We start from the raw sequence: 24,128 nt of genomic DNA, 5'->3' as shown, positions 1-24,128 counted from the left end.
CCGGCGGATCACTCCGCCGGTTCAGCCTCGTCCAGTTGTGCAACTCGCGCCCCCGATTTGTTCGAGGTCACAACGCCCAGAGATTTAAGCTTACGATGAAGCGCGCTGCGTTCCATGCCGACAAAGCTGGCAGTGCGGCTAATATTGCCCCCGAACCGGTTGATCTGGGTCAGCAGATATTCACGCTCGAACGCCTCGCGAGCTTCGCGCAACGGCAGGGTCGCCAATGCCCCGGACAGAACGACGCGTCCCGATTCATCGGCTTTTTCTTCTTCGTTTGGCAGCTCACGCGCTTCGATCGGGCCCGTACCGTCACCCAGAATGAGCACCCGTTCGATCAGGTTCTTAAGCTGACGCACATTGCCCGGCCAGGTCATGGTCTGCAGCAACGCGACAGCTTCGTCTGAAATCTCGCGCACCGGCAGGCCTTGGGATTCATTGCACATTTCAATAAAAAACTCGGCAAGAACCGGAATATCCTCGCGCCGGTCTTCTAGCGAAGGCACCGAAATAGGCACAACATTCAGACGATGGTAAAGCTCTTCCCGAAAACGATCAGCGGCGATTTCTGCATCAAGGTCACGATTGGTCGAAGAGATCACCCGCAGGTCGACCCGAACCTTGTCGGTACCTCCAACCCGTTGAAACTGTTGATCAACCAGAACCCGCAGGATTTTTGACTGGGTTCCCATGGGCATATCTGCCACTTCGTCAAAGTAGACGACGCCACCATGGGCCTCTTCCAACAGGCCTGCCTCAACCCCGCGTTCGGTGGTTTCACGGCCAAACAGAACCTCTTCAACGCGCTCCGGCTCGATCCCGGCGCAGTTCACGGTCACAAAAGGCGCATTTGCCCGGTTCGATTCTGCATGGATATAGCGCGCGGCGATTTCCTTGCCTGAACCGGCAGGGCCTGTCAGCATCACACGCCCGTTGGACTTGGTTACCTTGTCCAGTTGGCTCTGCATTGCCCGGAACGAGGCCGATTTGCCGATCATATCCGAGCTTGTGACCTCTTTCCGCTTTAGCGAGGCGTTTTCGCGGCGCAGGCGCGAGGTTTCCATCGCGCGGCGGATCACAACCATCAGCTGGTCGATGTTAAAGGGCTTTTCGATAAAGTCATACGCCCCCTGCTTGATCGCAGCGACAGCGATTTCGATATTCCCGTGGCCCGAAATGATCACCACCGGAATGTCTGGGTTGTCGCGCTTTACAGTCTTCAGAATATCAATCCCGTCCATCCGGCTGTCTTTCAGCCAGATATCCAGGATCAAAAGCCCCGGGGGTTCGGAATTGATGGCTGCCATACACTCGTCCGAGTTGCCAGCCAGCCGGGTGGAATAGCCTTCGTCCTCGAGAATATCGGACACAAGCTCGCGAATATCACGCTCGTCATCTACAATCAGAATGTCGCTCATCTTTGGCCTGCTTTCAGTTTGTTTGTATCAATTGCCTGCTTTTTCGGCGCTGAATTTGAGGAAGTATTGCTCCCGGGCAAACGGATCACGGCCATTGCGCCAAAATGGTCCTGTCCGTCAAATACGGGGGCGTCCTCAAGTGTCAGCACCCCGCCATGTTCTTCGATAATCTTTTTGACGATCGGCAGCCCCAACCCGGTGCCCTCGTCGCGTGTGGTCACGTAAGGCTCAAACAGCCGCGCACGATCTTCCGGCAAGCCGATACCGTTGTCGGCAATGGTAATTACTGTGCCCGCATCGTCGCCGATCACAGTAACCTTGATCTGAGGCTTGAGGTTCTCAGGTGCCCCTTTTTGTTTCAGCGTTTCAATCGCTTCGCCTGCATTCTTGATCAGGTTGGTCAGCGCCTGATTCAGCATTGTTGCGTCTACATCACCTGAAATCGGCTGATCTGGAAGCATCGCTTCGATTTCGACATCCGGCTGACCGGCTTGCTGCAACAGAACAGCCTCGCGCACCAACCCCACCAGATTTTCTTCGTGCCGATCCGGTTCCGGCATGCGCGCAAACTTTGAGAATTCATCCACGATCCGCCGCAGGTCATTCGTCTGGCGAACGATCACATCGGTCATGGATACAAGGATATCGCAATCATCCTCATCCAGTTTGGACGAAAACTTTCGTTTGATCCGCTCGGCGCTCAGCTGGATCGGGGTCAAGGGGTTCTTGATCTCATGCGCGATGCGGCGCGCCACATCACCCCAGGCTGCCATTCGTTGTGCACTGACCAGATCGGTCACGTCGTCAAAGGCAACCACATATCCTTCAAGCCCGCCATCTTCGCCGCGGCGGATCGCCATGCGGACCAACAGGTTTTCCAAATGGCCTTTTCGCGTGACTTTGATTTCACCCTGCACAGCCTCTTGCCCGCTGTCCTTGAGGCTTTCGAACAAAGGCATGAATTCGGGCACCGCAATGCCAATGGCAAGATGTTCCTCTCCACGGGACCAATCCAACAGGCGTTCGGCGGATCGATTCACAAACGTCACGCAACCATCGGGGTCGACACCAACAACACCGGATGTGACCGAGGTCAGAACCGAGTCGAACAGCCGACGCCGGCGTTCGATCTGCCGTGTGTTCTCCAAAAGAGTATCGCGCTGCCCTTTCAACTGTCGGGTCATCTGATTGAAATAACGGCCCAGCATCGCAATTTCGTCATCGGTGGCTTCTTCGATAACCTGAACGCCCAGATCGCCTGCCCCGACACGCTGCGCAGCGGTGGTCAGGCGTCCAACCGGGCGCGAGAGACGCTCGGCGAACCACATTCCCAGCGACACTGCGGCCAGGATCAGGATCACGGCAAAACCCAGATAAAGCAGGCCGAATTCAAACAATACCCGTCCGCGTTCACTTTCAAGCTGTTGATAGAACTGAACTGTTTCCTTGGTATCGTCCAGCAGCGTCAGCAACTGCCCGTCCACTTCCCGGCTGACATAGAGATACCGATCAAGATAAGCCTTCAAAGGCACAAGCGCCCTGAATTCACTGTTTTGCCAATCGGCAATGATCAGCAATTCATTCTCAGTCGCTTGGGCCATCTGTTCAGAGGTCGGCTTTTCGAAGTTGAACAGATAAGAGCGATCCCCCCGGGATCGGATTTCACCATTTCCATCAATGACATAGGCCTCACGCAGACCGCGCTGGATTTGCGCCTGCCCTTGCGCCAGAACCTCTCGCAGTTCAGCATCGGAAATATAGAAATCACGCGTCCGGGCATTGTCCAGAAAAAGCGCTAATACGACGGCGTCCTGCGTCAGGCCCTCTCGGTGTTCCTGTTCATAAGCTTCCGCAGCAGTAAGCGAGGATCCGACAACCTGCCTTACGCGGTCGGAAAACCAGCCCTCAAGACCAATATTCACCGTCAGACCGGCAAAGATTGCAACCGTGACAGTCGGCACCAGAGCCAACAGTGTGAAGGCTCCGATCAGTCGCAGGTGCAAACGGGACCCCGCGGATTTGGCCCGGCGTGCTGCGATCAGGTTGCCTACCTGACCCAGAACCAGCGCCGCAACCACGAGAACATAGACCAGATCCGCAAGCAGGATCAGGCGCAATGAGGGCGCGGTTGCCCCCAGATCGAATGGACCAATGACCAGATAAGTGGTCAAAGCCAGCACCGGGCCCAGCAAAACCAGACCCAAAGTTCCAAAATTGCGCAGCCTTCGGGATTTTCGCCACCGATTGACTGATAAAATCAGCCCGCTCTGTGCTCGGGTTGCCACCGTCTGCCCTCATCCTGATGTGCCGCTTGCGCGACTTACCGCCATATGTCGTGGTCGTTGCCCGGTCGAAACCCGGATGCCACGCTTTGTGTGGCGATATTACATCAGTTTGCGCCGCCGTGTCACCTGAATATCGAGCTCTGTTATCTTTTTGCGCAGCGTATTCCGGTTAATCCCTAGAAGATCAGCACATTTTGCCTGATTTCCCCCGGTCGCATCCAGGGCCAGTTCAATCAAAGGCGCCTCAACCTCACGCAAAATACGCTGATACAGACCCGGAGGTGGCAACATATTTCCATGTAGATCGAAATAGCGGCGCAGGTGGCGTTCGACCGAAGCCGAGAGCTTTTCGCGTTCTCCATTGCCTAGCACCGGCTCGGCTTCGGGTTGGCTGCCCAGCACCGACTCGACCTCGGTTTTGGAGATTTCATCGGCGCGGCTGGTCAGGCTCAAACGACGGACCGCATTTTCAAGCTGCCGTACATTTCCGGGCCAGGAATAGCGCCGTACCAGCTCGACCGCATCCGGACTGAACCAGCGTTTCGCGCCATGTTCGCGTTCTTCACGCGCCAGAAAATGATCGGCAAGCAAGGTGATATCATCGACCCTTTCGCGAAGGGCCGGAACATGCACTGTCGCACCGCAAAGGCGATAATACAGGTCTTGCCGGACGCGCCCGTTCTCCATGGCTTCGGTCAGGTCCGATTGGCTCGTAGCCATGAACCGAGGAACATGATCGCCTGGAGTGTCCATCATCCGAACGAGACGCGCCTGTAGTTCGTCATCAATATCCGCGATCTCGTCGATAAGCAGCGTACCGCCCCGCACCCGTGCCATGACGCGCGCCGGGCCTTCAAGATCCAGCAGGTCGGCGGCAGTGGCCGTTACAAATGGCAGCGTCCTGCGATCGGAAAAATCATGTATCGCTTTGGCGATCAACGACTTGCCCGTTCCACTCTCGCCCGAAATCATGACCGACAGATCGGTATTCATCACCCGCGCCACCAAGCGATACAGCGCCTGCATCACTGGTGTCCGCCCCACCAGAGGCAGCTCTTCCGGACGCTCTTGGGACGTGTTACCGGCATCTGACGGCGTGCGCTGTTTCTGTTCCAGCGCGCGCGCGGTACGCTTCATCAAATCCGGCAGGTCGAAGGGTTTCGGCAGATAGTCATAAGCTTCCGCCTCGGCTGCCTGGATGGCCGTCATGATCGTGTTTTGCGCCGAAATCACGATGACCGGTAATCCCGGTCGGTCCTGTGCGATTTTTGGCAACATCTCGAGCCCATTGCCATCCGGCATAACTACATCGGATATGACCACGTCGCCTTTGCCCTCGGCCACCCAACGCATCAAAGTGGTCAACGACGAGGTTGCATGCACCTTACACCCAGCGCGTGTCAGGGCCTGTGTCAGAACGGTCCGAATTGTGCGGTCGTCATCTGCAACCAGTACTGTTCCATCCATCAGGTGCTTTCCTTATTCTTGCTCTTTCCGGCGGTTTATTGACTATTTCGCGTCACGCGGCGCGCGTCTCAGAGAGATGCGAAATTCCGTTCGTCCCGGAACCGACTCGGCCGAAATCCAGCCGTCGTGGTCCGAAATGATCTTGCTGACCAGCGCCAGCCCCAGGCCGGTGCCGTTTTCCTTGCCCGACACAAACGGGTCGAATATCTCGCCCCGAATCTTCTCCGGCAGACCGGGGCCGTCATCGGTCACTTCGATTTGCAGTGGCAGAGAATGACCTGACCCGTCGCTGCGTCGCAGGCGGAAAGAATGTTCAAAATACGTCCTTAAACGTATGGTTCCCCCTTTAGGGTCAGCGGCTTCCGAGGCATTCTTTAACAAATTCAAGATGACCTGCAGAAACTGATCCGGGTCGCCATAAGCAAGTGGCAACGACGGGTCGTAATCCTCGATGATCGTCATATGGGCACCGAAACCCAACAGGGCCGACCGCCGTGCCCGATCCAGCACGTCATGTATGTTGACCGGTTTGAAATCGGGCTCAGAGAGATTTCCGAATTGTTCAACCTGCTCCAACAGTTTTACGATACGGCGACTCTCTTCGACAATAAGATCTGTTAATTCAAGGTCTTGCTGCGAGATATTCATGCTGAGAAGCTGCGCCGCGCCGGTAATTCCTGCCAGAGGGTTCTTAATTTCATGCGCAAGCATCTCGGCCATGCCGATCGCCGATTGCGCAGCAGATTTCACCGTGTTTCCACGGGTCATACGCCCAGCAAGTTCACGCGGCGTGATGATCATGATCATTGACCCCGGATGCCCAACAAGCGGTGCGATCTGAAGCGCACATTGCAACGGCGCGCGGTTGCCTGACCCTACATCCACATCGTTCACAAATAGTGGCGTACCTTGATGACGCGCTCTCAGAAACGCTTCTTCTAATGGAGCGTCCACGGCAATCTGATCCCAGACGGGATGCCCGATCACGGATTTGCGCGAGGCATTCAGGAACCCTTCACCGGCGGAGTTTATGTCTGCGATCCGGTCATCTGCATCTATGACAAAGGCAGGAACGGGCAGCGAGGTCCAGATGCTGTGATCCGAGGTCATGCCGCCTCCTCTGCATCACTGCCAAGTGCAACACTCAGCAGGTGCATCACCTCATCCGTGTTGCGCGATGTCAGCACCGCCCGGCGCAACGGGGCCGGTGTTCCAGCCTCATCCATATACCAGCCGAGATGCTTGCGAGCGACGCGCAGGCCCAGATCCAAACCATAAAACCCCAGCATGGCCTGATAATGGGCACGAACCATGTCGATCAAATCACAACCAGCGGGAATGACTGGCGCCTCTGCCCCGTATAACTCATGCCCCATCTGCGCCAGTAGCCACGGTTTACCCTGTGCCCCACGCCCAACCATGACCCCATCGGCGGCGGACTGATCCAGTGCTATGCGTGCAGCGCCAGAATCAACTATGTCACCATTCGCAATCACCGGAATCGAGACCGCTTCTTTGACCGCCCGGATTGCGCTCCAATCGGCATGTCCTTTGTAGAACTGGCAACGTGTGCGGCCATGGATCGTGACCATTCGTATCCCCGCATCCTGCGCCCGCCTTGCCACATCGGGCGCGTTCAGCAGTTTGTCATCCCATCCCAACCGTGTTTTCAGCGTCACGGGCACGTCCACGGCGCTGACAACAGCGTCGATCAATGTCAGCGCGTGGTCAGGTGTCTTCAGTAGGGCCGAGCCCGAATATCCATTTGTCACCTTCTTGGCCGGGCAGCCCATATTGATATCAATCACGCGCGCACCCCGATCAGCGACCTGGCGGGCCGCCTCGGCCATCCAATACGCCTCGCGTCCGGCAAGCTGGACGGCAGTGTTTTCCACATCCGCAGACAGCTCGGCCCGTTCGCGCACACCGGGTTTGGCCTGCACCATTTCCTGGCTAGCCACCATTTCGCTGACCACCATACCGGCACCAAAGCGCATCACCAGATCGCGAAACGGGCGATCAGTGATTCCGGCCATGGGCGCCAGTAGTACGGGCGGGTTCAAATCTTTGTCGGCAAGTCGCAGAGTCAACGTGCTTAATCCTTGAGCAGTTGCAGCTTTGATATCGAATTGAGTGCATATGAACAACAAAACCGCTATGAACAAGCATGCAAAATCATCGTTTGCCTATTTTTTAAGCAGATGAAGCCGAGTGATTGCCTCTGCTTTCACCGCACCCTAAACATTGCCCTTAACTCGTCGGAGAGCACGACACATGACGACCGCAGCTATCATTGTCGCCGCAGGACGCGGTCAACGCGCCGGAGGCGGCACGCCAAAACAGTGGCGCCATCTGGCAGGTCGTCGAGTGGCCGACTGGACCATCGACCGATTCCGCGGGCAAGTCGATCACATCGTCCTTGTGCTGTCGAAGGAGGATGCCCCCGCCTGGGAAGAATTTGAAAGCGCCGATCTGATCCTCGCGGAAGGCGAGTCAGACAGAGCAGGATCGGTGCGCAGCGGGTTGTCGGCGTTGAACGGCATGAATGTGACCCGCGTCTTGATCCACGATGTCGCACGTCCTTGTGTCAGCACCGAGATCATTGATGCCGTTCTGGCCGCTCTGGACAATTTCCCCGGTGCCGCACCTGGCCTTGCGGTGACGGACGCCTTGTGGACAGCAAGCGACACTATGGTCACTGGCACGCAGGATCGATCCGGGTTGCATGCAGCGCAAACCCCGCAGGGCTTTCACTATGACGCAATCGTCGCTGCCCACACCGCGCATCCCGGAGGTTCCGCGGATGACGTGGAAGTCGCGCGCGCCGCCGGGCTGGACGTCTGCATCGTGCCGGGCGATACGGACAACCTGAAAATCACCCGACCCGAGGATTTTGCCAGGGCGGAACGCATATTGGGAACGGATATGGATGTAAGGCTGGGGAACGGCTACGACGTGCATCGTTTTGGTGACGGGGATCACGTAATCCTGTGCGGTATCAAAGTTCCGCATAACCGATCGCTTCAAGGCCATTCTGATGCGGATGTCGGTATGCACGCAGTCACCGATGCGATTTACGGAGCATTGGCACAAGGGGATATCGGACAGCACTTTCCGCCCTCAGATCCCCAATGGAAAGGCGCGGCAAGCGAAATTTTCCTGCGCCACGCGGTCGAGTTGGCCGGGCAGATGGGATATCGTATCTCGAATGTCGACTGCACGCTGGTCTGCGAATACCCCAAGGTCGGGCCTCACGCCGCGGCCATGCGGGCAGAGATGGCGAAGATCATGCAATTGCGCCAGGATCAGATTTCGGTCAAGGCCACAACCTCCGAGCGTTTGGGTTTTACCGGGCGTGGTGAAGGAATTGCTTCTATTGCAACAGCTTGTTTGGTGAAATCATGACCGTTGCACAGCTGATTGGCACTGTTTGTGGCGTCGGATATCTGCGACCCGCCCCCGGCACCTGGGGGTCTTTGGTTGCCCTGCCCTTGGTATGGGTTCTGCATACTCTGGGCGGCTTCCCCTTACTGGCGGTCGCGACAGTCGCGGTGTTTTTCGGCGGTCTGTGGGCCACGCGGGTGATGACCGCCGGGCAAGAAGACCACGACCCTTCCGAGATTGTAATTGACGAGGTCGCAGGTCAGTTCCTCGCACTTTGGGCGATATCCTATCCCAGTTGGGCGCACGGGATCGACATTACAGCGCTGTGGCCAGGTTGGGTAACTGGGTTTGTACTGTTCCGCCTGTTCGACATCCTGAAACCCGGCCCCGTGGGTTGGGCCGACCGGCGCGGCGATCCGATGGGCGTTATGCTGGACGATGTGATTGCCGGGGTATTCGCGGCCATAGGCATCATGTTGGCCGCCGGGTTCAGCCACGGAGTTCTGGGGTTGTGACCGTTTCCGACCTGCTAGAAAGCGCCAAAGCGAAAGGGGTGATGATCACCACCGCCGAAAGCTGCACTGGCGGGATGGTCGCTGCGGCTCTAACCGACATCCCCGGCAGCTCTGCGGTCGTTGAGCGCGGTTTTGTGACCTACACAAATACTGCCAAACAGCAAATGTTGGGTGTCCGCAAGGAATCATTGGATGCCCATGGCGCGGTTTCTGAACAGGTCGCGCGCGAAATGGCCGAGGGTGCCTTGCGGAATTCACAGGCGCATCTGGCAGTGTCGGTTACCGGCATTGCAGGCCCGGGCGGGTCCGAGTTTAAACCCGAAGGCCGGGTATGTTTTGGTGTGGCCGGTGACGGCATCCCACCCATGACAGAAACCGTCGAATTCGGCGCATTGGGCCGCGATCGGGTGCGCCGCGCTGCGCGGGATCACGCGCTGGCACTGCTGTCAAAGGCACTTTTCAGCACTGCCCAATAATCGGGCATGCTCGACAATTTGACGCCCAATTAATCAACTCTTCAAAAAAGGCCCCTGAAATAGGCTGCTTTTTTGGGCTCTGCCTCTTTTTTCCCCAGTCGCAATCCGCTTCAAGCCCCGCCACGCATTCTGAAAAGGAGAGTGGCTGATGAATGGAGCCGATACCGCCTGGATCATAGTAGCAACCGCACTGGTCCTGTTCATGACACTTCCGGGCCTGGCCCTCTTCTATGGCGGCCTTGTACGCGCCCGCAACGTGCTGAGCGTGTTCATGCACTGCTTTAGCATCGCCTGCTTGATGAGCATTCTCTGGCTGGTCGCAGGATATTCCATCGCCTTCGGCCCCGGTGAAAGCGGGATTTGGGGCGGGTTGGACAAGGCCTTTCTGAATGGTGTTGATGCCGACAGCCTGGCCGGCACCCTGCCCGAAATTCTGTTCTTTGCCTTCCAGATGACCTTTGCCATTATCACCCCCGCCCTGATCGTCGGTGCTTATGTCGAACGGGTCGGCTTTGGCTTTGTTCTGACCTTCTCTGCCCTGTGGATGCTGCTGTGTTATGCGCCGGTGGTGCATTGGATCTGGGGCGGCGGAATGCTGAGCGATGGCGGCATTTTTGGCGAGATTGGTGTGCGAGATTTCGCCGGTGGCATTGTGGTGCATGAAACGGCAGGTCTGGCCGCTTTGATCATTGCCGTTGCACTCGGCCCGCGCCGCAATCGCACAACGCCTCCGCATAATCCGGGCTATGTCATGATCGGCGCCGCAATGCTGTGGGTCGGCTGGTTTGGGTTCAACGGCGGCTCGCAACTGGCGGCAGATGGTGGTGCGGCGATGGCGATGACCGTGACGCATCTTTCGGCGGCCACTGCATCCCTGACCTGGGCCTTGTGGGAAAAAATTCGCTTTGGCAAAGCCTCGATGGTGGGTCTTGTGACCGGAACCATCGCCGGTCTCGCCTCGATTACCCCAGCATCGGGTTTCGTCGGCCCGGTTCAGGCGCTGATCATCGGCGGAGTCGCAGGTATCCTGTGTCAGGAAGCGGTCTATGTCATGCGCAACATTTTGAAAATCGACGACACGCTGGACGTGTTTGCAGTGCATGGCGTTGGCGGCATCTTTGGCACGATCATGATCGCCTTGTTCGGTCTGGGTACTTGGACCGCGCAGCTTGGCGGGCTGGCAATCGTGGGCGTCTTTACCGCTGTGGTGACCTTTGTGCTGATCAAGCTGGTCTCAGCCGTCACGCCGCTGCGTGTGGATGCCGAGACTGAGACCAATGGCCTTGACTTGTCGGTGCATGGCGAACGTGCCTACGACATGTCAAGCTAATCACCAAGCCATTATGAAAGCTTACAGCGGGCCCCATTTGGGCCCGCTTTTCTTTTGCCTGCCCTCTCGACTCTGACGGCAGCAGCAGGCTATCAGCCCCGAAGGTTTTTCAGCTCAGAGGTCCCGCCATGATCCCCAGTTCCTTTCCCGACAGCACCGAAATCGCCCGTCTGACCGCGCGGATGCTACTGGAAATCAAGGCCGTTCACTTCAATTCGCGCGAGCCATTCACATTGGCCAGCGGACTGCCCAGCCCGACCTATATCGACTGCCGAAAGCTGATCTCGTACCCGCGCATCCGGTCTACTCTGATGGATTTCCTGACCGTTACAGTGATGCGGGATGCGGGCTTTGAAGCGTTCGATAATATCGCTGGCGGCGAAACTGCGGGCATTCCCTTTGCCGCGATGGTCGCTGAACGCATGGCCCTGCCGATGACATATGTGCGTAAAAAGCCCAAAGGCTATGGCCGCAACGCCCGGATCGAAGGCGCGATGAACGAGGGCGAGCGTGTGTTGCTGGTTGAGGATCTGACCACCGATGGCGGATCCAAACTGTCCTTCGTTGATGCGATCCGCGAAACCGGCGCGACCTGCGGGCATACGGCGGTGATCTTCTATTATGGCATCTTTCCGGAAACCGAGAAAACTCTGGGCGATCATGGGGTGAAGCTGCATTCGCTGTGCACCTGGTGGGATGTTCTGGCCGAGGCCAAAGCGCAGAAAGCCTTTGATACGGAAACACTTGACGGTGTCGAAGCCTTCCTGAACGACCCGCGCGGCTGGCAAGAGGCCAATAAACCCTCCTAAACCTGTTGTGGATGGATTGGGGATAAGCGCCAAAGAATCGGCTGAGCATATACGATATCTGGTGACTTTTCCCCGCTTTCCTACATAATAGGCCAAGCACACCACAGCGTCCAAACTGTCTGGAAAGTTATCCCTAGGCCTTACCCCCAGTTAGCCACAGGTATTTCCAGATAGCTTGCAATGGCGTTTCGCGTATAGAACCTCGGGACGGGCAGCGGGGACAAAATGAACGAGATAAGCAGCATCGAGCAGGCAGCGGCACAGATCCAAAACGCCGATACCATGCCGCATTCAATTGAGGCTGAACAACAGCTTCTGGGTGCGATCCTGACCAATAATGATCTGTATGACCGGGTCGCCTCGATCATCGGGGCCGAGCATTTCTATGATCCGGTCCATGCGCGTATTTACGAGGTCGCCGCGACCCGTATCGCCAAGAACGCGCTGGCCTCGCCCGTCACGCTGAAATCTTTCATGGCCGAGGATGAAGGCCTGAAGGAACTGGGCGGTCCGGCCTATCTGGTCAAGCTGGCCGGGGCCTCGATCAGCGCCTTTGCGGTGCATGACTATGCCCAGATGATCTATGATCTTGCCATCCGGCGCGAGTTGATCCGGCTTGGCCGCGATATCTCGGACAAGGCGGCGCGGGTCGATGTGGCGAGCGAGCCCAAGGAACAGATCGTCGAGGCTGAACAGCAGTTGTATCAGCTGTCTGAACAAGGCCAGACAGAACAGGGGTTTCAATCCTTCCTCAAGGCGGTCACCGAGGCTGTCAACGTCACCAACGAGGCCTATCAGCGCGGTGGTGGAATGGCCGGGATTTCCACCGGTCTGACCGATTTGGACAAGCAGTTGGGTGGCTTGCACCCGTCCGACCTGATCATTCTGGCCGGGCGTCCGTCGATGGGGAAAACCTCATTGGCGACAAACGTGGCGTTCAACGTGGCCAAAGCGTACAAGCGCGGGCTGAAACCCGACGGCACCGAAGGCGCGATTGACGGCGGCGTTGTCGGGTTCTTCTCATTGGAAATGAGCGCCGAGCAGTTGGCGGGTCGGGTTCTGGCCGAAGCCTCGGAAATCTCGAGCCACAAGATCCGCCAGGGTGACATGACCGAGGGTGAGTTTCGCCGCTTTGTTGATGCGGCCAAGGAGTTGGAAGCCTGCCCGCTGTTCATTGACGACACCCCGGCACTACCGATTTCACAGCTCGCCGCGCGTGCACGGCGGTTGAAGCGGACTCACGGTCTGGACCTGCTGGTGATCGACTATCTGCAGTTGTGCCGCGGCATGGCCGAAAACCGCGTCAACGAAATCGCTGAGATTTCGATGGGTATGAAAGCCATTGCCAAGGAACTGAACATCCCGGTCATCGCATTGTCTCAGCTATCCCGGCAGGTTGAAAACCGAGACGACAAGCGCCCTCAACTGTCCGACCTGCGGGAATCAGGCTCGATCGAACAGGATGCTGACGTGGTGATGTTCGTGTTCCGCGAGGAATACTACAAAGAACGTGAAAAGCCCGGCGATCATGAGTTGGAGAAGATGGAAGAGTGGAAGCAGGCCATGGAACGCCTGCACGCCAAGGCCGAAGTTATCGTTGGCAAACAGCGCCACGGCCCCATCGGTACGGTCGAGCTGTCCTTCGAAGCACAGTTCACCCGCTTTGGGAACCTCGTCAAACCCTGGCAGCAGGACGGTCAGATCGAAGGCTACTGACCGTCACCAAAGGTCAGGTCGGTCAAACGCGCTGACACAGCGTGACGGCCCCACTATCGGATCAGCCTGTGAACCAGACAGAGATTGCCCTAGCCATCCGATCGGCTGGCTAAGCGGCATTGGCGGCTGCGCGAATGCCTCAGAAATGGGCAGGAAACCGGTTTTGCCGTAATATGACGGATCTCCGTAGGTTATTGCAAAATCGACGCCTTTGGCCCGCAGTTGGTCCAGACCAAAGGTGATCAGCTTCTGCCCGATCCCACCCTGTTGACGATCCGTCCGCACGGCCACGGGCGACATCAGAAACACCCGCCGCGGATCCTGATCAAAGGTCAGGCGCGAGAATATGATACATCCCAGAAGATCGCCCCCATCAGTCGCAACACATCCCTGCAGATCCTGATCGGGCTCGGTTTTCAGCAATTCCCTGATCAAAGATTGAATGGCCCGTCCTTCCTCGGCCCCCTCTGAAGCAGAGAACACATCATAAAAGAAATCAGGCAACCTACTGCTCTGGTTTTTGTACCCAAACGAGAGTTCAATCATGTTTTCATCCCAACAGGCCCCCTTGGGTATTAGTGAACGATCACCTTGACCCGATCATGGTTGACCACGATGTGCGCACAATAGTGATTTGGCGCCCTCAGATGTTCAATACGCAGATTTACGCTGTTTCAACCCGCTTCCCGGCCTCAAGGTGCCGTTATGCGCAACGTACAGGTCAATTATCGCTGCGACCCCCCTTGACCTGACGCGATCCAATGTCATGAACAGACGCATGAGTACTGCACGCTTAACGATCAATCTTTATACACTGGCCAGCAACTGGCAGGCGCTTGATGCAAAGACGTCCTGTGAAACGGGTGCTGTGGTCAAGGCCGACGCCTATGGCCTGGGCGCTGGTCCTGTCTCTGCCGCACTTGCTGAAGAAGGTGTCAGAAATTTCTTTGTCGCGGCTGCCGAAGAAGGTGCCGCCGTGCGCGAGGCTGTCGGGCCCGACGCAACGATAAGTGTTTTTTCCGGGCATATGGAAGGCGACAGCGACCTACTGCTCCAACACAATTTGACGCCATTGCTGAATTCGTCCGAACAGTTCCGCCGCCATCGTCAAGCCTTGCCTGAACACGCCTTTGGAATCCAGTTGGATACCGGCATGAATCGCTTGGGGATTGAGCCTGCGGACTGGGCCGCGTTGCGCACAGAGATCGAGCCGCTTAATCCGTCGCTGGTGATGTCGCATCTCGCCTGTGCGGATGAACCTGACAACCCGATGAATCGCCACCAACTGCGGGTGTTCCACGAATTGACCGATGGAAGTGCGGCCCCCAGATCGCTTGCGGCCACCGGCGGTATCCTTCTGGGCAGCGATTATCACTTCGACCTTTGCCGTCCCGGTATCGGGATGTATGGCGGACAACCCTTTGCCGATGCGAAACCCGTCGTCACCGTCGACCTTCCGGTCATTCAGGTGCGCGAGGTCGAGCCCGGCGAAAGCGTGGGATACGGCAACAGCTGGGTCGCGCGGCGCAAATCCCGTATTGCCACGGTTGCGGCCGGGTATGCGGACGGGCTTCACCGCGCTATCGGAGGCGGCATTGATGCCTTTGTGGCGGACAGGCCCTGCCCTGTCGTTGGCCGGATCTCAATGGATCTGATCACCATCGACGTAACGGATCTGCCCGAGGATCCGGAACGCCTGCGTATTCTCAACGGCCACCAGACAGTAGATGATCTGGCCGAGGCCGCCGGCACCATCGGGTATGAAATTATGACATCTCTAGGCGCGCGCTACTCTCGGGGCTATATCGAATGAACCCTCTTTCAATGCTGGGCGGGTTGGGACGTACAGCCCTGTCTTTGCTTGCAAATTTCGGCAAGGTCGCTCTGTTCTTTGTAGACGCGATTTCACATATTTTCCGCCCCCCCTATTATCCGCGCGAATTTGCGGTCGCTCTTATGAATATCGGTTGGATGTCCCTGCCGGTGGTTGGCCTGACGGCGATATTTACCGGCGGTGCATTGGCGCTTCAGATCTATGCAGGTGGTGCGCGTTTCAATGCCGAAGCTGTGGTGCCACAAATCGTAGCGATTGGCATGGTGCGCGAGCTTGGGCCTGTTCTGGGTGGTCTGATGATTGCAGCGCGGGTCACATCGTCCATCGCTGCGGAAATTGCGACCATGAAAGTGACCGAGCAGATCGACGCGCTGGTAACTTTGTCCACCCATCCGATGAAATACCTCACCGCGCCGCGGGTGCTGGCCGCCGTCATCACAGTGCCGATTCTGGTTGCGGTTGGCGATGTGATCGGCATTGCGGGCGGATATATCGTGGCGACCCAAAGCCTGGGCTTCAACGCCGCGGCCTACCTGCAAAACACCATGAATTTCCTCGAATTTCATGACATCGTCTCTTCGCTTACCAAGGGCGCGGCCTTTGGCCTGATCACGGCGACCATGGGCTGTTACTACGGCATGAACTCGGGCCGGGGCGCGCAGGGCGTAGGCGCTGCGACCAAATCTTCGGTCGAGGCTGCCGCAATCATGATTCTGGCTGCAAACTTCGTTCTCACAGGGGTGTTCTTCTCGATATGATCCGGATGGAGAATGTACATAAAGCCTTTGGGTCCAATCAGGTCCTCAAAGGCGTCAATATCGAGATCCCCAAGGGCACCTCGATGGTCATCATCGGCGGGTCGGGCACCGGCAAATCGGTGGCTCTGAAATGCGTTCTTGGCCTGATCAAACCTGACAGCGGCACGATCTATGTGGACGGCAAAGATGCCACCAAAGGCGACCGCGATGCCTTTTTGGCCCGGTTTGGAATGCTGTTTCAGGGCGGAGCGCTGTTCGACTCGCTGCCCGTCTGGCAAAACGTCGCCTTCCGCCTGCTGCGCGGCTCGCTCAAACGCCCCGTGGACGAGGCGCGCGCGATCGCCATCGAGAAACTGCGCCGCGTGGGTCTGAAAGCGGATGTGGCCGATCGTTTCCCGGCCGAGCTGTCGGGCGGCATGCAAAAACGCGTGGGTCTGGCCCGTGCCATCGCCGCCGAGCCCGAGATAATTTTCTTCGACGAGCCCACCACCGGCCTTGATCCCATCATGTCCGGCGTCATCAACGACCTGATCCGCGAGATCGTGACCGAAATGGGCGCCACCGCGATGACCATCACCCACGACATGAGCTCGGTCCGCGCGATTGCCGATAACGTCGCCATGCTGCACGGAGGCGTGATCCAATGGACCGGCCCCGTCGGGCAGATGGACGCCTCGGGCGACCCCTATGTGGAACAGTTCATCAGCGGGAGTGCTGAGGGGCCGATAGAGGCGGTGCGTTAGACAGGCGCACCTTTCCTTTCTTGTTTCAAGTTCTCGTAGGCTTCTTTTACATAATCTAGCCGCAGCAAATATTTCCCACGCGGGACCACAAAATCTGGCGTCTGAATCCGGGCAAGCGCCAATGTTTGACCCAGATGAGTTCCCGAAAACAGAACGTAATTGGGATCTTGCCCTGAAAATCGATTGTAAATTTTTCCACCGAACCAACGCGCCCTGCGTTGCGCCTGCAGCGCTTCCTGGAGGCGAAAATGCATTACGCCAAACAACTGTTCGCGATCAAATGGCATAATGTCTGCAGCGACACTTCCCGCTGAAAGAACCCCCGCGAGGCCAACAGTTATAGCCTCGCTAACCCCCTTCTGGGTTGGGGACGGGCCTTCGACAATTTTTATAACAGGTTCAGCCATATAAATTTTTTCGTAAACAAAGTGATGTGTATCAATAGCGTTTCGGATATCGGTATAGGCACAATACAGACTGAGGTTAAATATTCACCTCATCGAAAAGTTCCGAAGAGTATCTATAATGACCCTCCGCCTCGTCACCCTCTCTCTGCTGATCCTCTACCCCATCGCGTGGTTCGCTCCGCTGATGCGCGCGGGATTTCTGCCCATCTTCGGCCTCAGCGAAATCAGCGTCATCACCGGGCTCCAGTCCCTTTGGAAGTCCGATATCTTCCTCGCGCTGATCGTCACCGTCTTTGCCCTTTTTGCCCCCTATCTGAAAACCATCGGCACCGCCCTGATCCAATGGGACCTGCTGGATGCGCGCGTTCAGCCGGCGCTGAACATCCTCGGCAAGCTGGCGATGGCCGACATTTTCCTGATCGCGCTCTATATCACTCTGGCCAAAGGCATCTCTTACGCGACCATCGAAACCGCATGGGGGCTTTACCTGTTTACGGCCTGTATTCTGGCCTCAATCGCCCTAGGTATTATTACCGAGATGACATCCAGATCACGAAATCATCAGACCTAATTGATTGAAAACACTTATCTGAGTATCATCTTAATATTTCGAGCAGCCAGTTTCTTGTAGTGATCGGTCCGTAGCGGATCAAAAAATATGTTCAACCTTTGTCCGCTTCGGCCCGATATGTATCGGTTTGAGAAGGAGATCGTCGAACATGACCGCACTCCACACGTTAACATTACAGTTTCAAAACGCATTTTTACGACTGACATTTTTTCTGATTTGTTCCGCGGCTTTTCTGGCCGTCGCAACCACTATGCTATCCGCCCTGGGCGTACTGCCCTGGCTCTCTATGCAAGCCGGACTGGCGGGCGGCACCATCATAGACGCCGGGATCTATGTTCAGATTGGCCTGACCGCTCTGATCCTGATGCTGGCCTTCTACCTTCCTGCGAATGCCCGGATGATGGCCCTGGAAAACGCGCACCGTAAATTTGCGCTGAACATGCACGACATCGCCCATGCCTATCAGCTGGCCCATGCGCAGGACCGCAGCGGGGCATTTATCCTGTCGTCCGAATTTGATGCGGTCAAAGAGCGGATGGCCTTCCTGCGCCAACATCCCAACCTACAATCGCTCGAACCAGAGATTCTGGAGCTGGCCGCGCAGATGAGCCAGATCAGCCAAGAACTGGCCGAAACTTACGGGGATACCCGCATCGCCCGTGCCCGCACATTCCTGCAGCAACGCCAGGAAGAGATCGAACTGTTTCAGCAACGGCTGGAAGAGGCGCAAACCATTCAGCACGAGCTGCGCCAGTGGACCCATGATGTTGAAATCGAAGAATCCATCGCTCGTTCTCAGCTAACCCGCCTGCGCGACGAACTTTTCGAACTGTTGCCGGAATTGTCAGCGCAACTGCAGCAGCCCAAGGACGGTGCATCGAAGCCGTCGAGCGTCATAGCTATGTCGCCACCTCGCGCCGCCGAATAGGCGCGACAGCGCCCGCCATGGACGATGGCCCAAACGGGCCTGAGGATATGGCGCGCTACCGGTGGAGATGAAGGCCCACGAGGGCTTGAAGAACCGCCATTCCTCGGGCACCAAGGGCGCCATGGCAAAGACAACTTTTTCATGCTCGGCCTGCGGTGCCACTCATTCACGGTGGTCCGGGCGCTGTGACGGCTGCGGTGAATGGAATTCCATCACGCAAGACGTACCCCTTTCGGCTGGCCCGGCCAAAAAATCCCTCGGTGGTAAGCGCGGCCAGTCTATCACACTCACGGACCTGTCGACCGAGGAAACTCCCCCTCCCCGCACGCTCTGCGGGGTCGAGGAGTTGGATCGCGTGTTGGGAGGCGGACTCGTCCCCGCCTCGGCCTTGCTGGTAGGTGGGGATCCGGGCATCGGCAAATCCACCCTTTTGCTGCAGGCCGCGGCCCGGTTCTCGCGTGCAGGTGTGAAAACCATTTACGTCTCGGGCGAGGAAGCCAGCGCGCAGGTTAGGATGCGCGCGCGCCGGTTAGGGCTTGAAGATGCGCCCGTGCAACTGGCCGCCGAAACCAACCTGCGTAACATCCTCACCACGCTGGAAGCCGAGAAACCCGGTCTCGCAATCATCGACTCAATTCAAACCATGTGGGCCGACAACGTCGACAGCGCACCGGGTTCAGTGTCACAAGTCCGCGCCGCAGCACATGAATTGACCACGTTTGCGAAACGACACGGAGTTTCAATCATCATGGTTGGCCATGTCACCAAAGAAGGTCAGATCGCTGGCCCCCGCGTGGTTGAACACATGGTTGATACCGTTCTTTATTTCGAAGGCGAACGCGGGCATCAGTTCCGCATTCTGCGCGCGGTCAAGAACCGGTTTGGTCCAGCCGATGAGATTGGAGTGTTCGAGATGACAGGCAAGGGTCTGGCACAAGTCACAAACCCGTCGGCCCTGTTTCTATCTGAACGCGGCAAGCCCAGCCCCGGATCGGCCGTATTTGCTGGTATCGAAGGGACACGGCCGGTTCTGGTCGAGCTTCAGGCGCTGGTTGCCCCATCCCCCCACTCTCAGCCTCGCCGAACCGTCGTCGGCTGGGACAGCGGACGGCTGGCAATGATCCTTGCCGTGCTCGAAGCCCGTTGTGGCATCCCCTTTGCCGGGCTTGATGTCTATCTCAACGTCGCAGGCGGGCTTAAAATCACCGAGCCAGCCGCGGACCTTGCCGTTGCTGCCGCGCTACTCAGCGCGCGCGAGGACACAGCCCTGCCAACGGACACCGTCGTTTTCGGAGAAATCTCGTTGTCCGGGGCACTTAGACCAGCCCCTCAGACAGAAAACAGGTTGAAAGAAGCCCAAAAACTTGGTTTCACATCCGCCATAGCTCCGGCAGGCGGGAAAACCGGTACTGTGGCAGGTCTGACACTCACCCGGCCCTCTGATTTGGTAGGGTTTGTTGGCGAAACCTTCGGAGCAGGTTAAGGTAACGCCTTGAGGGGCAGAAAAAATTACGGGCGAGGGCCATGGAAGGTTTTACAATAATTGACGGGGTAGTTGCCCTGATCATCGTTATATCGGGTCTGCTGGCCTATTCCCGTGGCCTGTTGCGGGAAATTCTCGCGATCGCGGGATGGGTTGCGGCGGCAGTTTTGGCATTCATTTTCGCACCACAGGCCGTTCCACTGGTCAAAGAAATCCCCGTTGTCGGAGATTTCCTGCGCGACAGTTGTGAATTGTCGGTAATCACCGGGTTCGCTGGCGTGTTTGCCATTGCCCTGATCGTGGTTAGTATATTTACCCCACTGTTCTCATCTCTTGTGCAACGGTCTGCACTGGGCGGCTTGGATCAGGCACTTGGGTTTTTCTTTGGAATCGCGCGCGGCATCCTTTTGGTGGCGATTGCCTTCTTCGTCTATGACACAGTCATGACGGGTCAATCCTACACCATCGTCGACGAAAGCCGGTCAGCCAAAGTGTTCGAACAATTCAGCGACAAAATCGAAGAGCAAAACCCCGAAGCCGCGCTGGGGTGGGTAACATCCCAATATGAAGAACTGGTAGCCAGCTGTGGTGAAAGCGCCGATCCATCCGACGCACCTGCCGCCCCTGAAGCACCTGCAGCGGAATAAAGCAAAAGCCCGGTCAAAGCCGGGCTTTTTCAATTCGACTTAGACAAACCCTTCTCCTGCGCAAACGGTGCATCTGATGTTTTTCAGCCCAAAGCACCCTTCGCAACGGGACATGACGGGCTTGCCAAAAATGTCCCGACTTTTGATCACTTCACCTGCGCCTCCGCAAATCTGACAGGGTGCGCGCCCCATTCCACGGCATCGGTGGCACCGGCGTTTTACCGGTTCTTGCTTTTTCTGACCTTGATTGTTTTGCCACATGTCTGAAATCCGCTTGGCTTGAAGAAACTATTGTTTCGGATTGTTTCCTCTATGACAGCACAAGCTGCGAAACCTGTCACCTTTTGTTCGGCCATTGTGGCAAATTCCACCTGCGTCAAATCGCAAATGTGATCCTTTGATGACACAGCCTCCGTAAGGCTTTATGTGAAGTCCGAACTGACATGGAATCGGAGCTGCCGATCTTGCTGTATCTGTTTTCTTTCGCGCCTGCCGCTTGCGACCAGGGCGCGTCTGCATCCCAAGATCTATGGGAAGTATCAGGCAAAGACACCGCCATGCTGATGTTCCGAACACCGCCACAACTTAAATCGTCATAGTAATTTGGAGCCCGTACATGTGTGGGATTTTGGGGATCGCAAGCAGAACACATGATGTGTTTGCGGAAATCTATGACGGGCTTCTGATGCTACAGCACCGGGGTCAGGATGCATCGGGTATCGTCACTTATACCGGAGAGTTCTTCCGCGAAAAGAAAGCCAACGGGCTGGTCAAGGATGTGTTTAACGCTCAGGACGCCGATACCCTGCTTGGAAAGGTCGGCATTGGCCATGTGCGCTATCCGACCGCCGGGTCGCTCAGCGCGGCCGAGGCGCAGCCATTCTTCGTGAATGCCCCGTATGGCATCTACCTGGTTCATAACGGCAATATCACTAACACCGCCGCACAGCGTGAGAAGGTCACTGGAAAATACAGCCGCCACCTGCGCACAACGTCAGATTCGGAAATTCTGCTGAACGTTCTGGCGGACAAGGTCGCTGACGCAATCAAGGTCAATGGCAACGCCGAGCCCATTCGGAATATCTTTGCCGGTGTGAAGATGACGATGGAACGGGTGCAGGGCGCCTATTCGGTAATCTGCCTGATTGCAGGTGTCGGAATGCTGGCCTTCCGCGACCCGCACGGAATTCGCCCGCTCTCGGTGGCCATCCGCGAAACCGAAAACGGTGGCGACGACTTTGCGTTTGCCTCGGAAGATGTGGCCTTTGGCATCAACGGCTTCAACAAGATGCGCGACCTACGCCCTGGCGAAGCGATTCTGATCGACCTGGACGGCAACATGCACGAATTCCAGGCGGTCGAAGGCAAGCTGACACCCTGTATCTTTGAATATGTCTATCTGGCGCGTCCGGATTCTCTGTTGGACGGCGTCTCTGTCTATAAAACGCAGATGCGTATGGGGCAGACGCTGGCCAAACAGATCCAGGAATCAGGGCTTGAGATTGATCGGATCATCCCGGTCCCAGACAGCGCCCGCCCGGTCGCGCTTGAGGCGGCCAAGATCACCGGCATTCCCTATCGCGAAGGTCTGGTAAAGAACCGCTATGTCGGACGAACGTTCATCATGCCCGGTCAGGCCGAACGTCAGAAATCCGTGCGCCGCAAACTGAATGCGGTTCCGCTGGAGTTTGACGGACACAATGTTCTGTTGATCGACGATTCCATCGTCCGCGGGAACACGATCAAGAAGATTGTGCAAATGTGCCGCGAGGCTGGAGCCAAGAAGGTCTACATTGCCAGCGCCTCACCGCCGGTGAAATACCCCAATGTCTATGGCATCGACATGCCCACCAAACATGAGCTGATTGCCCATGGCAAAGAGGTCGAGGAAATCCGGCAAGAGCTCGGTGCAGACGCCCTGATCTATCAGCATCTGGACGATCTGATCTGGGCCGCCAAGGAAGGAAATCCAGAAATCGAAGCGTTCGACTGTTCGTGTTTTGACGGAAAATACATCACCGGAAGCGTCAGCAAAGACTATCTGGATACGCTCGAAAGCAGCTCACGCGTTAGTAAGAAACGTGAAGACATGCAAGTGCCCGGCGGATCCTGGAATGCGGCGAAGCTGGCTTCGGGATAAGTTTCCGGCGAATCGGTAGCTCTCTGCCCGGTCCAAGCCGGGCGGTTTCCGACCTGCATCGGTGTAAATTCGCTTAGTTTCCGCGCACAACTTTTTGGCGAAGGAAATGCAATCGCAATGGGTTCACCGATTGCCTTTTGAAAGTGACGGAACGGACAATTCACCAGACCTTTTGTTCCCTTGTTGCGTTTGATAGTCCGCCTCCAACCACTCATCAAAAGGGGTTGGGGCCGCGTGCCGCAACCGCACTCTATGTCAAACAAAACCGTCACAAGCGCGGCCACGCAACAGGGCGCGCTTAGCAAAAACTCTATCACCCTGCTTGGGGTGTTTGGGCCAAAAGCCGATATGCGCGCGCTGATGCGGATGTCTTCTGGCCGGGTCAAAGAGGTCAAGCTGGGCAGCCGTGTGTCTTCAGGTACTATTGTGGCCATTGATGCCGAGGGCATCATGCTGCGACAAAGCGGTCAGACGACGCGCATAGCGATCCCAGGCAGCTAATCCTGTCTTGACGCGCTGCGCGCTTGGGTTCAAACCGCAGTCATGACCGATCAGACTAAAATCGCCCTCATCACCGGGGCCTCTCGCGGGCTGGGCGCTGCCCTGGCCGAGGCGCTGGCACCAGAGTACCACATCGTCGCTGTCGCCCGCACCACCGGCGGGTTGGAAGAACTGGACGACCGCATCAAAGTAAAGGGCGGTTCAGCCACCCTGGCTCCGATGGATATTGCCGATCCGAATGCGATGGCGACACTGTGTCGTGGCATCCATGATCGCTGGGGCAAGGTGGACCTGTGGCTGCATACTGCGGTTCACACTTCGGCCCTGACGCCGACCCATTTCATTGACCCCAAGGAATGGACCAAAGCCATCAACACCAACGCAACCGCCACGTCGGTCCTGATCCCCTATGTTGCGCCTTTGCTGGGTGAGGCCGGCCATGCGGTATTTTTCGATGATCCGAAGGCGGGCGAGAAATTCTATGGCATCTACGGTGCCACCAAGGCGGCGCAGATGGCTCTGGCCCGTAGCTGGGCGCTGGAAACAGAGCGCACCGGGCCGCGTGTAAGCATCATGGAACCGGCTGCTATGCCAACTGCCGTGCGTGCCCGGTTTCATCCCGGTGAGGATCGGGAGGCATTGACCAGCACCGCAGATGAAGCGGCGCGCATTCTGGCTCTGTTATAGGAATGGCCCATTGGGCCATGCCTCCGGCG

23 protein-coding genes are annotated in these 24,128 nt (G+C 57.0%); 16 read left to right on the top strand and 7 right to left on the bottom strand.

The window, feature by feature from the left end; all coding sequences use genetic code 11:
- Window positions 1-8: 8 nt before the first annotated feature.
- The 5 genes from ntrX to dusB all read right to left on the bottom strand — a co-directional run bounded on the left by ntrX (window position 9) and on the right by dusB (window position 7,260).
- Entirely contained in the window at window positions 9-1,418 is a 1,410-nt protein-coding gene (gene ntrX / locus AC2FHW_RS05055) for a nitrogen assimilation response regulator NtrX (protein WP_142633520.1), read from the bottom strand.
- Entirely contained in the window at window positions 1,415-3,703 is a 2,289-nt protein-coding gene (locus tag AC2FHW_RS05050; RefSeq protein WP_271947352.1) for a sensor histidine kinase NtrY-like, read from the bottom strand. Before AC2FHW_RS05050 ends, ntrX begins: the two co-directional genes overlap by 4 nt.
- A 99-nt stretch (window positions 3,704-3,802) precedes the next feature.
- On the bottom strand, window positions 3,803-5,170 hold the full coding sequence (locus tag AC2FHW_RS05045) for a response regulator (RefSeq protein ID WP_282021919.1): 1,368 nt from the start codon (window positions 5,168-5,170) through the stop codon (window positions 3,803-3,805).
- A gap of 42 nt (window positions 5,171-5,212) precedes the next feature.
- Window positions 5,213-6,280, bottom strand: a complete 1,068-nt coding sequence (locus AC2FHW_RS05040; protein WP_282021918.1) for a two-component system sensor histidine kinase NtrB — start codon at window positions 6,278-6,280, stop codon at window positions 5,213-5,215.
- Entirely contained in the window at window positions 6,277-7,260 is a 984-nt protein-coding gene (dusB, locus tag AC2FHW_RS05035; protein WP_496706054.1) for a tRNA dihydrouridine synthase DusB, read from the bottom strand. Before dusB ends, AC2FHW_RS05040 begins: the two co-directional genes overlap by 4 nt.
- Window positions 7,261-7,444: 184 nt before the next feature.
- Between dusB and AC2FHW_RS05030 the strand changes: the two genes are divergently transcribed.
- From AC2FHW_RS05030 to AC2FHW_RS05005, 6 genes are all read left to right on the top strand, one after another.
- The gene (locus tag AC2FHW_RS05030; protein ID WP_496821513.1) at window positions 7,445-8,575 is read left to right on the top strand and encodes a bifunctional 2-C-methyl-D-erythritol 4-phosphate cytidylyltransferase/2-C-methyl-D-erythritol 2,4-cyclodiphosphate synthase; all 1,131 of its coding nucleotides are present in this window, start codon (window positions 7,445-7,447) and stop codon (window positions 8,573-8,575) included.
- Complete coding sequence (locus AC2FHW_RS05025; protein WP_142633508.1) at window positions 8,572-9,069, top strand: phosphatidylglycerophosphatase A family protein; 498 nt, start codon at window positions 8,572-8,574, stop codon at window positions 9,067-9,069. Before AC2FHW_RS05030 ends, AC2FHW_RS05025 begins: the two co-directional genes overlap by 4 nt.
- Entirely contained in the window at window positions 9,066-9,545 is a 480-nt protein-coding gene (locus AC2FHW_RS05020) for a CinA family protein (RefSeq protein WP_496695626.1), read from the top strand. The genes AC2FHW_RS05025 and AC2FHW_RS05020 overlap by 4 nt, the downstream gene beginning before the upstream one ends.
- 148 nt (window positions 9,546-9,693) lie before the next feature.
- Window positions 9,694-10,875, top strand: a complete 1,182-nt coding sequence (locus AC2FHW_RS05015; RefSeq protein WP_281972005.1) for an ammonium transporter — start codon at window positions 9,694-9,696, stop codon at window positions 10,873-10,875.
- A gap of 128 nt (window positions 10,876-11,003) precedes the next feature.
- Window positions 11,004-11,684 (top strand): orotate phosphoribosyltransferase, encoded by a 681-nt coding sequence (locus tag AC2FHW_RS05010; protein WP_142633501.1) that lies wholly within the window; start codon window positions 11,004-11,006, stop codon window positions 11,682-11,684.
- 225 nt (window positions 11,685-11,909) lie between these two features.
- Entirely contained in the window at window positions 11,910-13,400 is a 1,491-nt protein-coding gene (locus AC2FHW_RS05005; protein WP_142633499.1) for a replicative DNA helicase, read from the top strand.
- Between the two features lie 3 nt (window positions 13,401-13,403).
- Here AC2FHW_RS05005 and AC2FHW_RS05000 read toward each other — a convergent pair whose 3' ends face one another.
- Entirely contained in the window at window positions 13,404-13,946 is a 543-nt protein-coding gene (locus tag AC2FHW_RS05000) for a GNAT family N-acetyltransferase (protein WP_281972004.1), read from the bottom strand.
- A 232-nt stretch (window positions 13,947-14,178) separates the two neighbouring features.
- Here AC2FHW_RS05000 and alr point away from each other — a divergent pair, with 232 nt between their 5' ends.
- Genes alr through AC2FHW_RS04985 form a run of 3 tightly spaced genes read left to right on the top strand, consistent with a single transcriptional unit; the run spans window position 14,179 to window position 16,735 of the window.
- Window positions 14,179-15,213: an alanine racemase gene (gene alr / locus AC2FHW_RS04995; RefSeq protein ID WP_496821510.1), complete on the top strand. Its 1,035-nt coding sequence runs from the start codon at window positions 14,179-14,181 to the stop codon at window positions 15,211-15,213.
- Window positions 15,210-15,992 (top strand): MlaE family ABC transporter permease, encoded by a 783-nt coding sequence (locus AC2FHW_RS04990; RefSeq protein ID WP_142633494.1) that lies wholly within the window; start codon window positions 15,210-15,212, stop codon window positions 15,990-15,992. The genes alr and AC2FHW_RS04990 overlap by 4 nt, the downstream gene beginning before the upstream one ends.
- Window positions 15,989-16,735, top strand: coding sequence for an ABC transporter ATP-binding protein (locus tag AC2FHW_RS04985; RefSeq protein WP_496821509.1), 747 nt, complete (start codon window positions 15,989-15,991; stop codon window positions 16,733-16,735). The genes AC2FHW_RS04990 and AC2FHW_RS04985 overlap by 4 nt, the downstream gene beginning before the upstream one ends.
- Here AC2FHW_RS04985 and AC2FHW_RS04980 read toward each other — a convergent pair.
- Window positions 16,732-17,142 (bottom strand): hypothetical protein, encoded by a 411-nt coding sequence (locus AC2FHW_RS04980; protein ID WP_281994537.1) that lies wholly within the window; start codon window positions 17,140-17,142, stop codon window positions 16,732-16,734. The two genes, AC2FHW_RS04985 and AC2FHW_RS04980, sit on opposite strands and share 4 nt — an antisense overlap.
- A gap of 118 nt (window positions 17,143-17,260) precedes the next feature.
- Here AC2FHW_RS04980 and AC2FHW_RS04975 point away from each other — a divergent pair, with 118 nt between their 5' ends.
- The 7 genes from AC2FHW_RS04975 (at window position 17,261) to AC2FHW_RS04945 (ending at window position 24,099) form a co-directional block, all read left to right on the top strand.
- A complete protein-coding gene (locus AC2FHW_RS04975) occupies window positions 17,261-17,713 on the top strand; it encodes a paraquat-inducible protein A (protein WP_271947376.1) in 453 nt (150 codons plus the stop codon).
- Between the two features lie 148 nt (window positions 17,714-17,861).
- Window positions 17,862-18,641, top strand: coding sequence for a DNA repair protein (locus tag AC2FHW_RS04970; RefSeq protein WP_142633486.1), 780 nt, complete (start codon window positions 17,862-17,864; stop codon window positions 18,639-18,641).
- Window positions 18,642-18,762: 121 nt separating this feature from the next.
- Window positions 18,763-20,124, top strand: coding sequence for a DNA repair protein RadA (gene radA / locus AC2FHW_RS04965; RefSeq protein ID WP_496821507.1), 1,362 nt, complete (start codon window positions 18,763-18,765; stop codon window positions 20,122-20,124).
- A gap of 41 nt (window positions 20,125-20,165) precedes the next feature.
- Window positions 20,166-20,771 (top strand): CvpA family protein, encoded by a 606-nt coding sequence (locus AC2FHW_RS04960; RefSeq protein ID WP_142633482.1) that lies wholly within the window; start codon window positions 20,166-20,168, stop codon window positions 20,769-20,771.
- Between the two features lie 616 nt (window positions 20,772-21,387).
- Window positions 21,388-22,911, top strand: coding sequence for an amidophosphoribosyltransferase (purF, locus tag AC2FHW_RS04955; protein WP_142633480.1), 1,524 nt, complete (start codon window positions 21,388-21,390; stop codon window positions 22,909-22,911).
- A gap of 252 nt (window positions 22,912-23,163) precedes the next feature.
- On the top strand, window positions 23,164-23,412 hold the full coding sequence (locus tag AC2FHW_RS04950; protein WP_142633478.1) for a hypothetical protein: 249 nt from the start codon (window positions 23,164-23,166) through the stop codon (window positions 23,410-23,412).
- Window positions 23,413-23,454: 42 nt separating this feature from the next.
- Window positions 23,455-24,099, top strand: coding sequence for an SDR family NAD(P)-dependent oxidoreductase (locus AC2FHW_RS04945; RefSeq protein WP_142633476.1), 645 nt, complete (start codon window positions 23,455-23,457; stop codon window positions 24,097-24,099).
- The last annotated feature ends 29 nt before the right edge of the window (window positions 24,100-24,128 follow it).

The organism is Ruegeria sp. YTSA108, from assembly GCF_059610185.1.
Note: the sequence above shows the minus strand (reverse complement) of the source record. Positions and strands in the feature narration are given on the sequence as shown.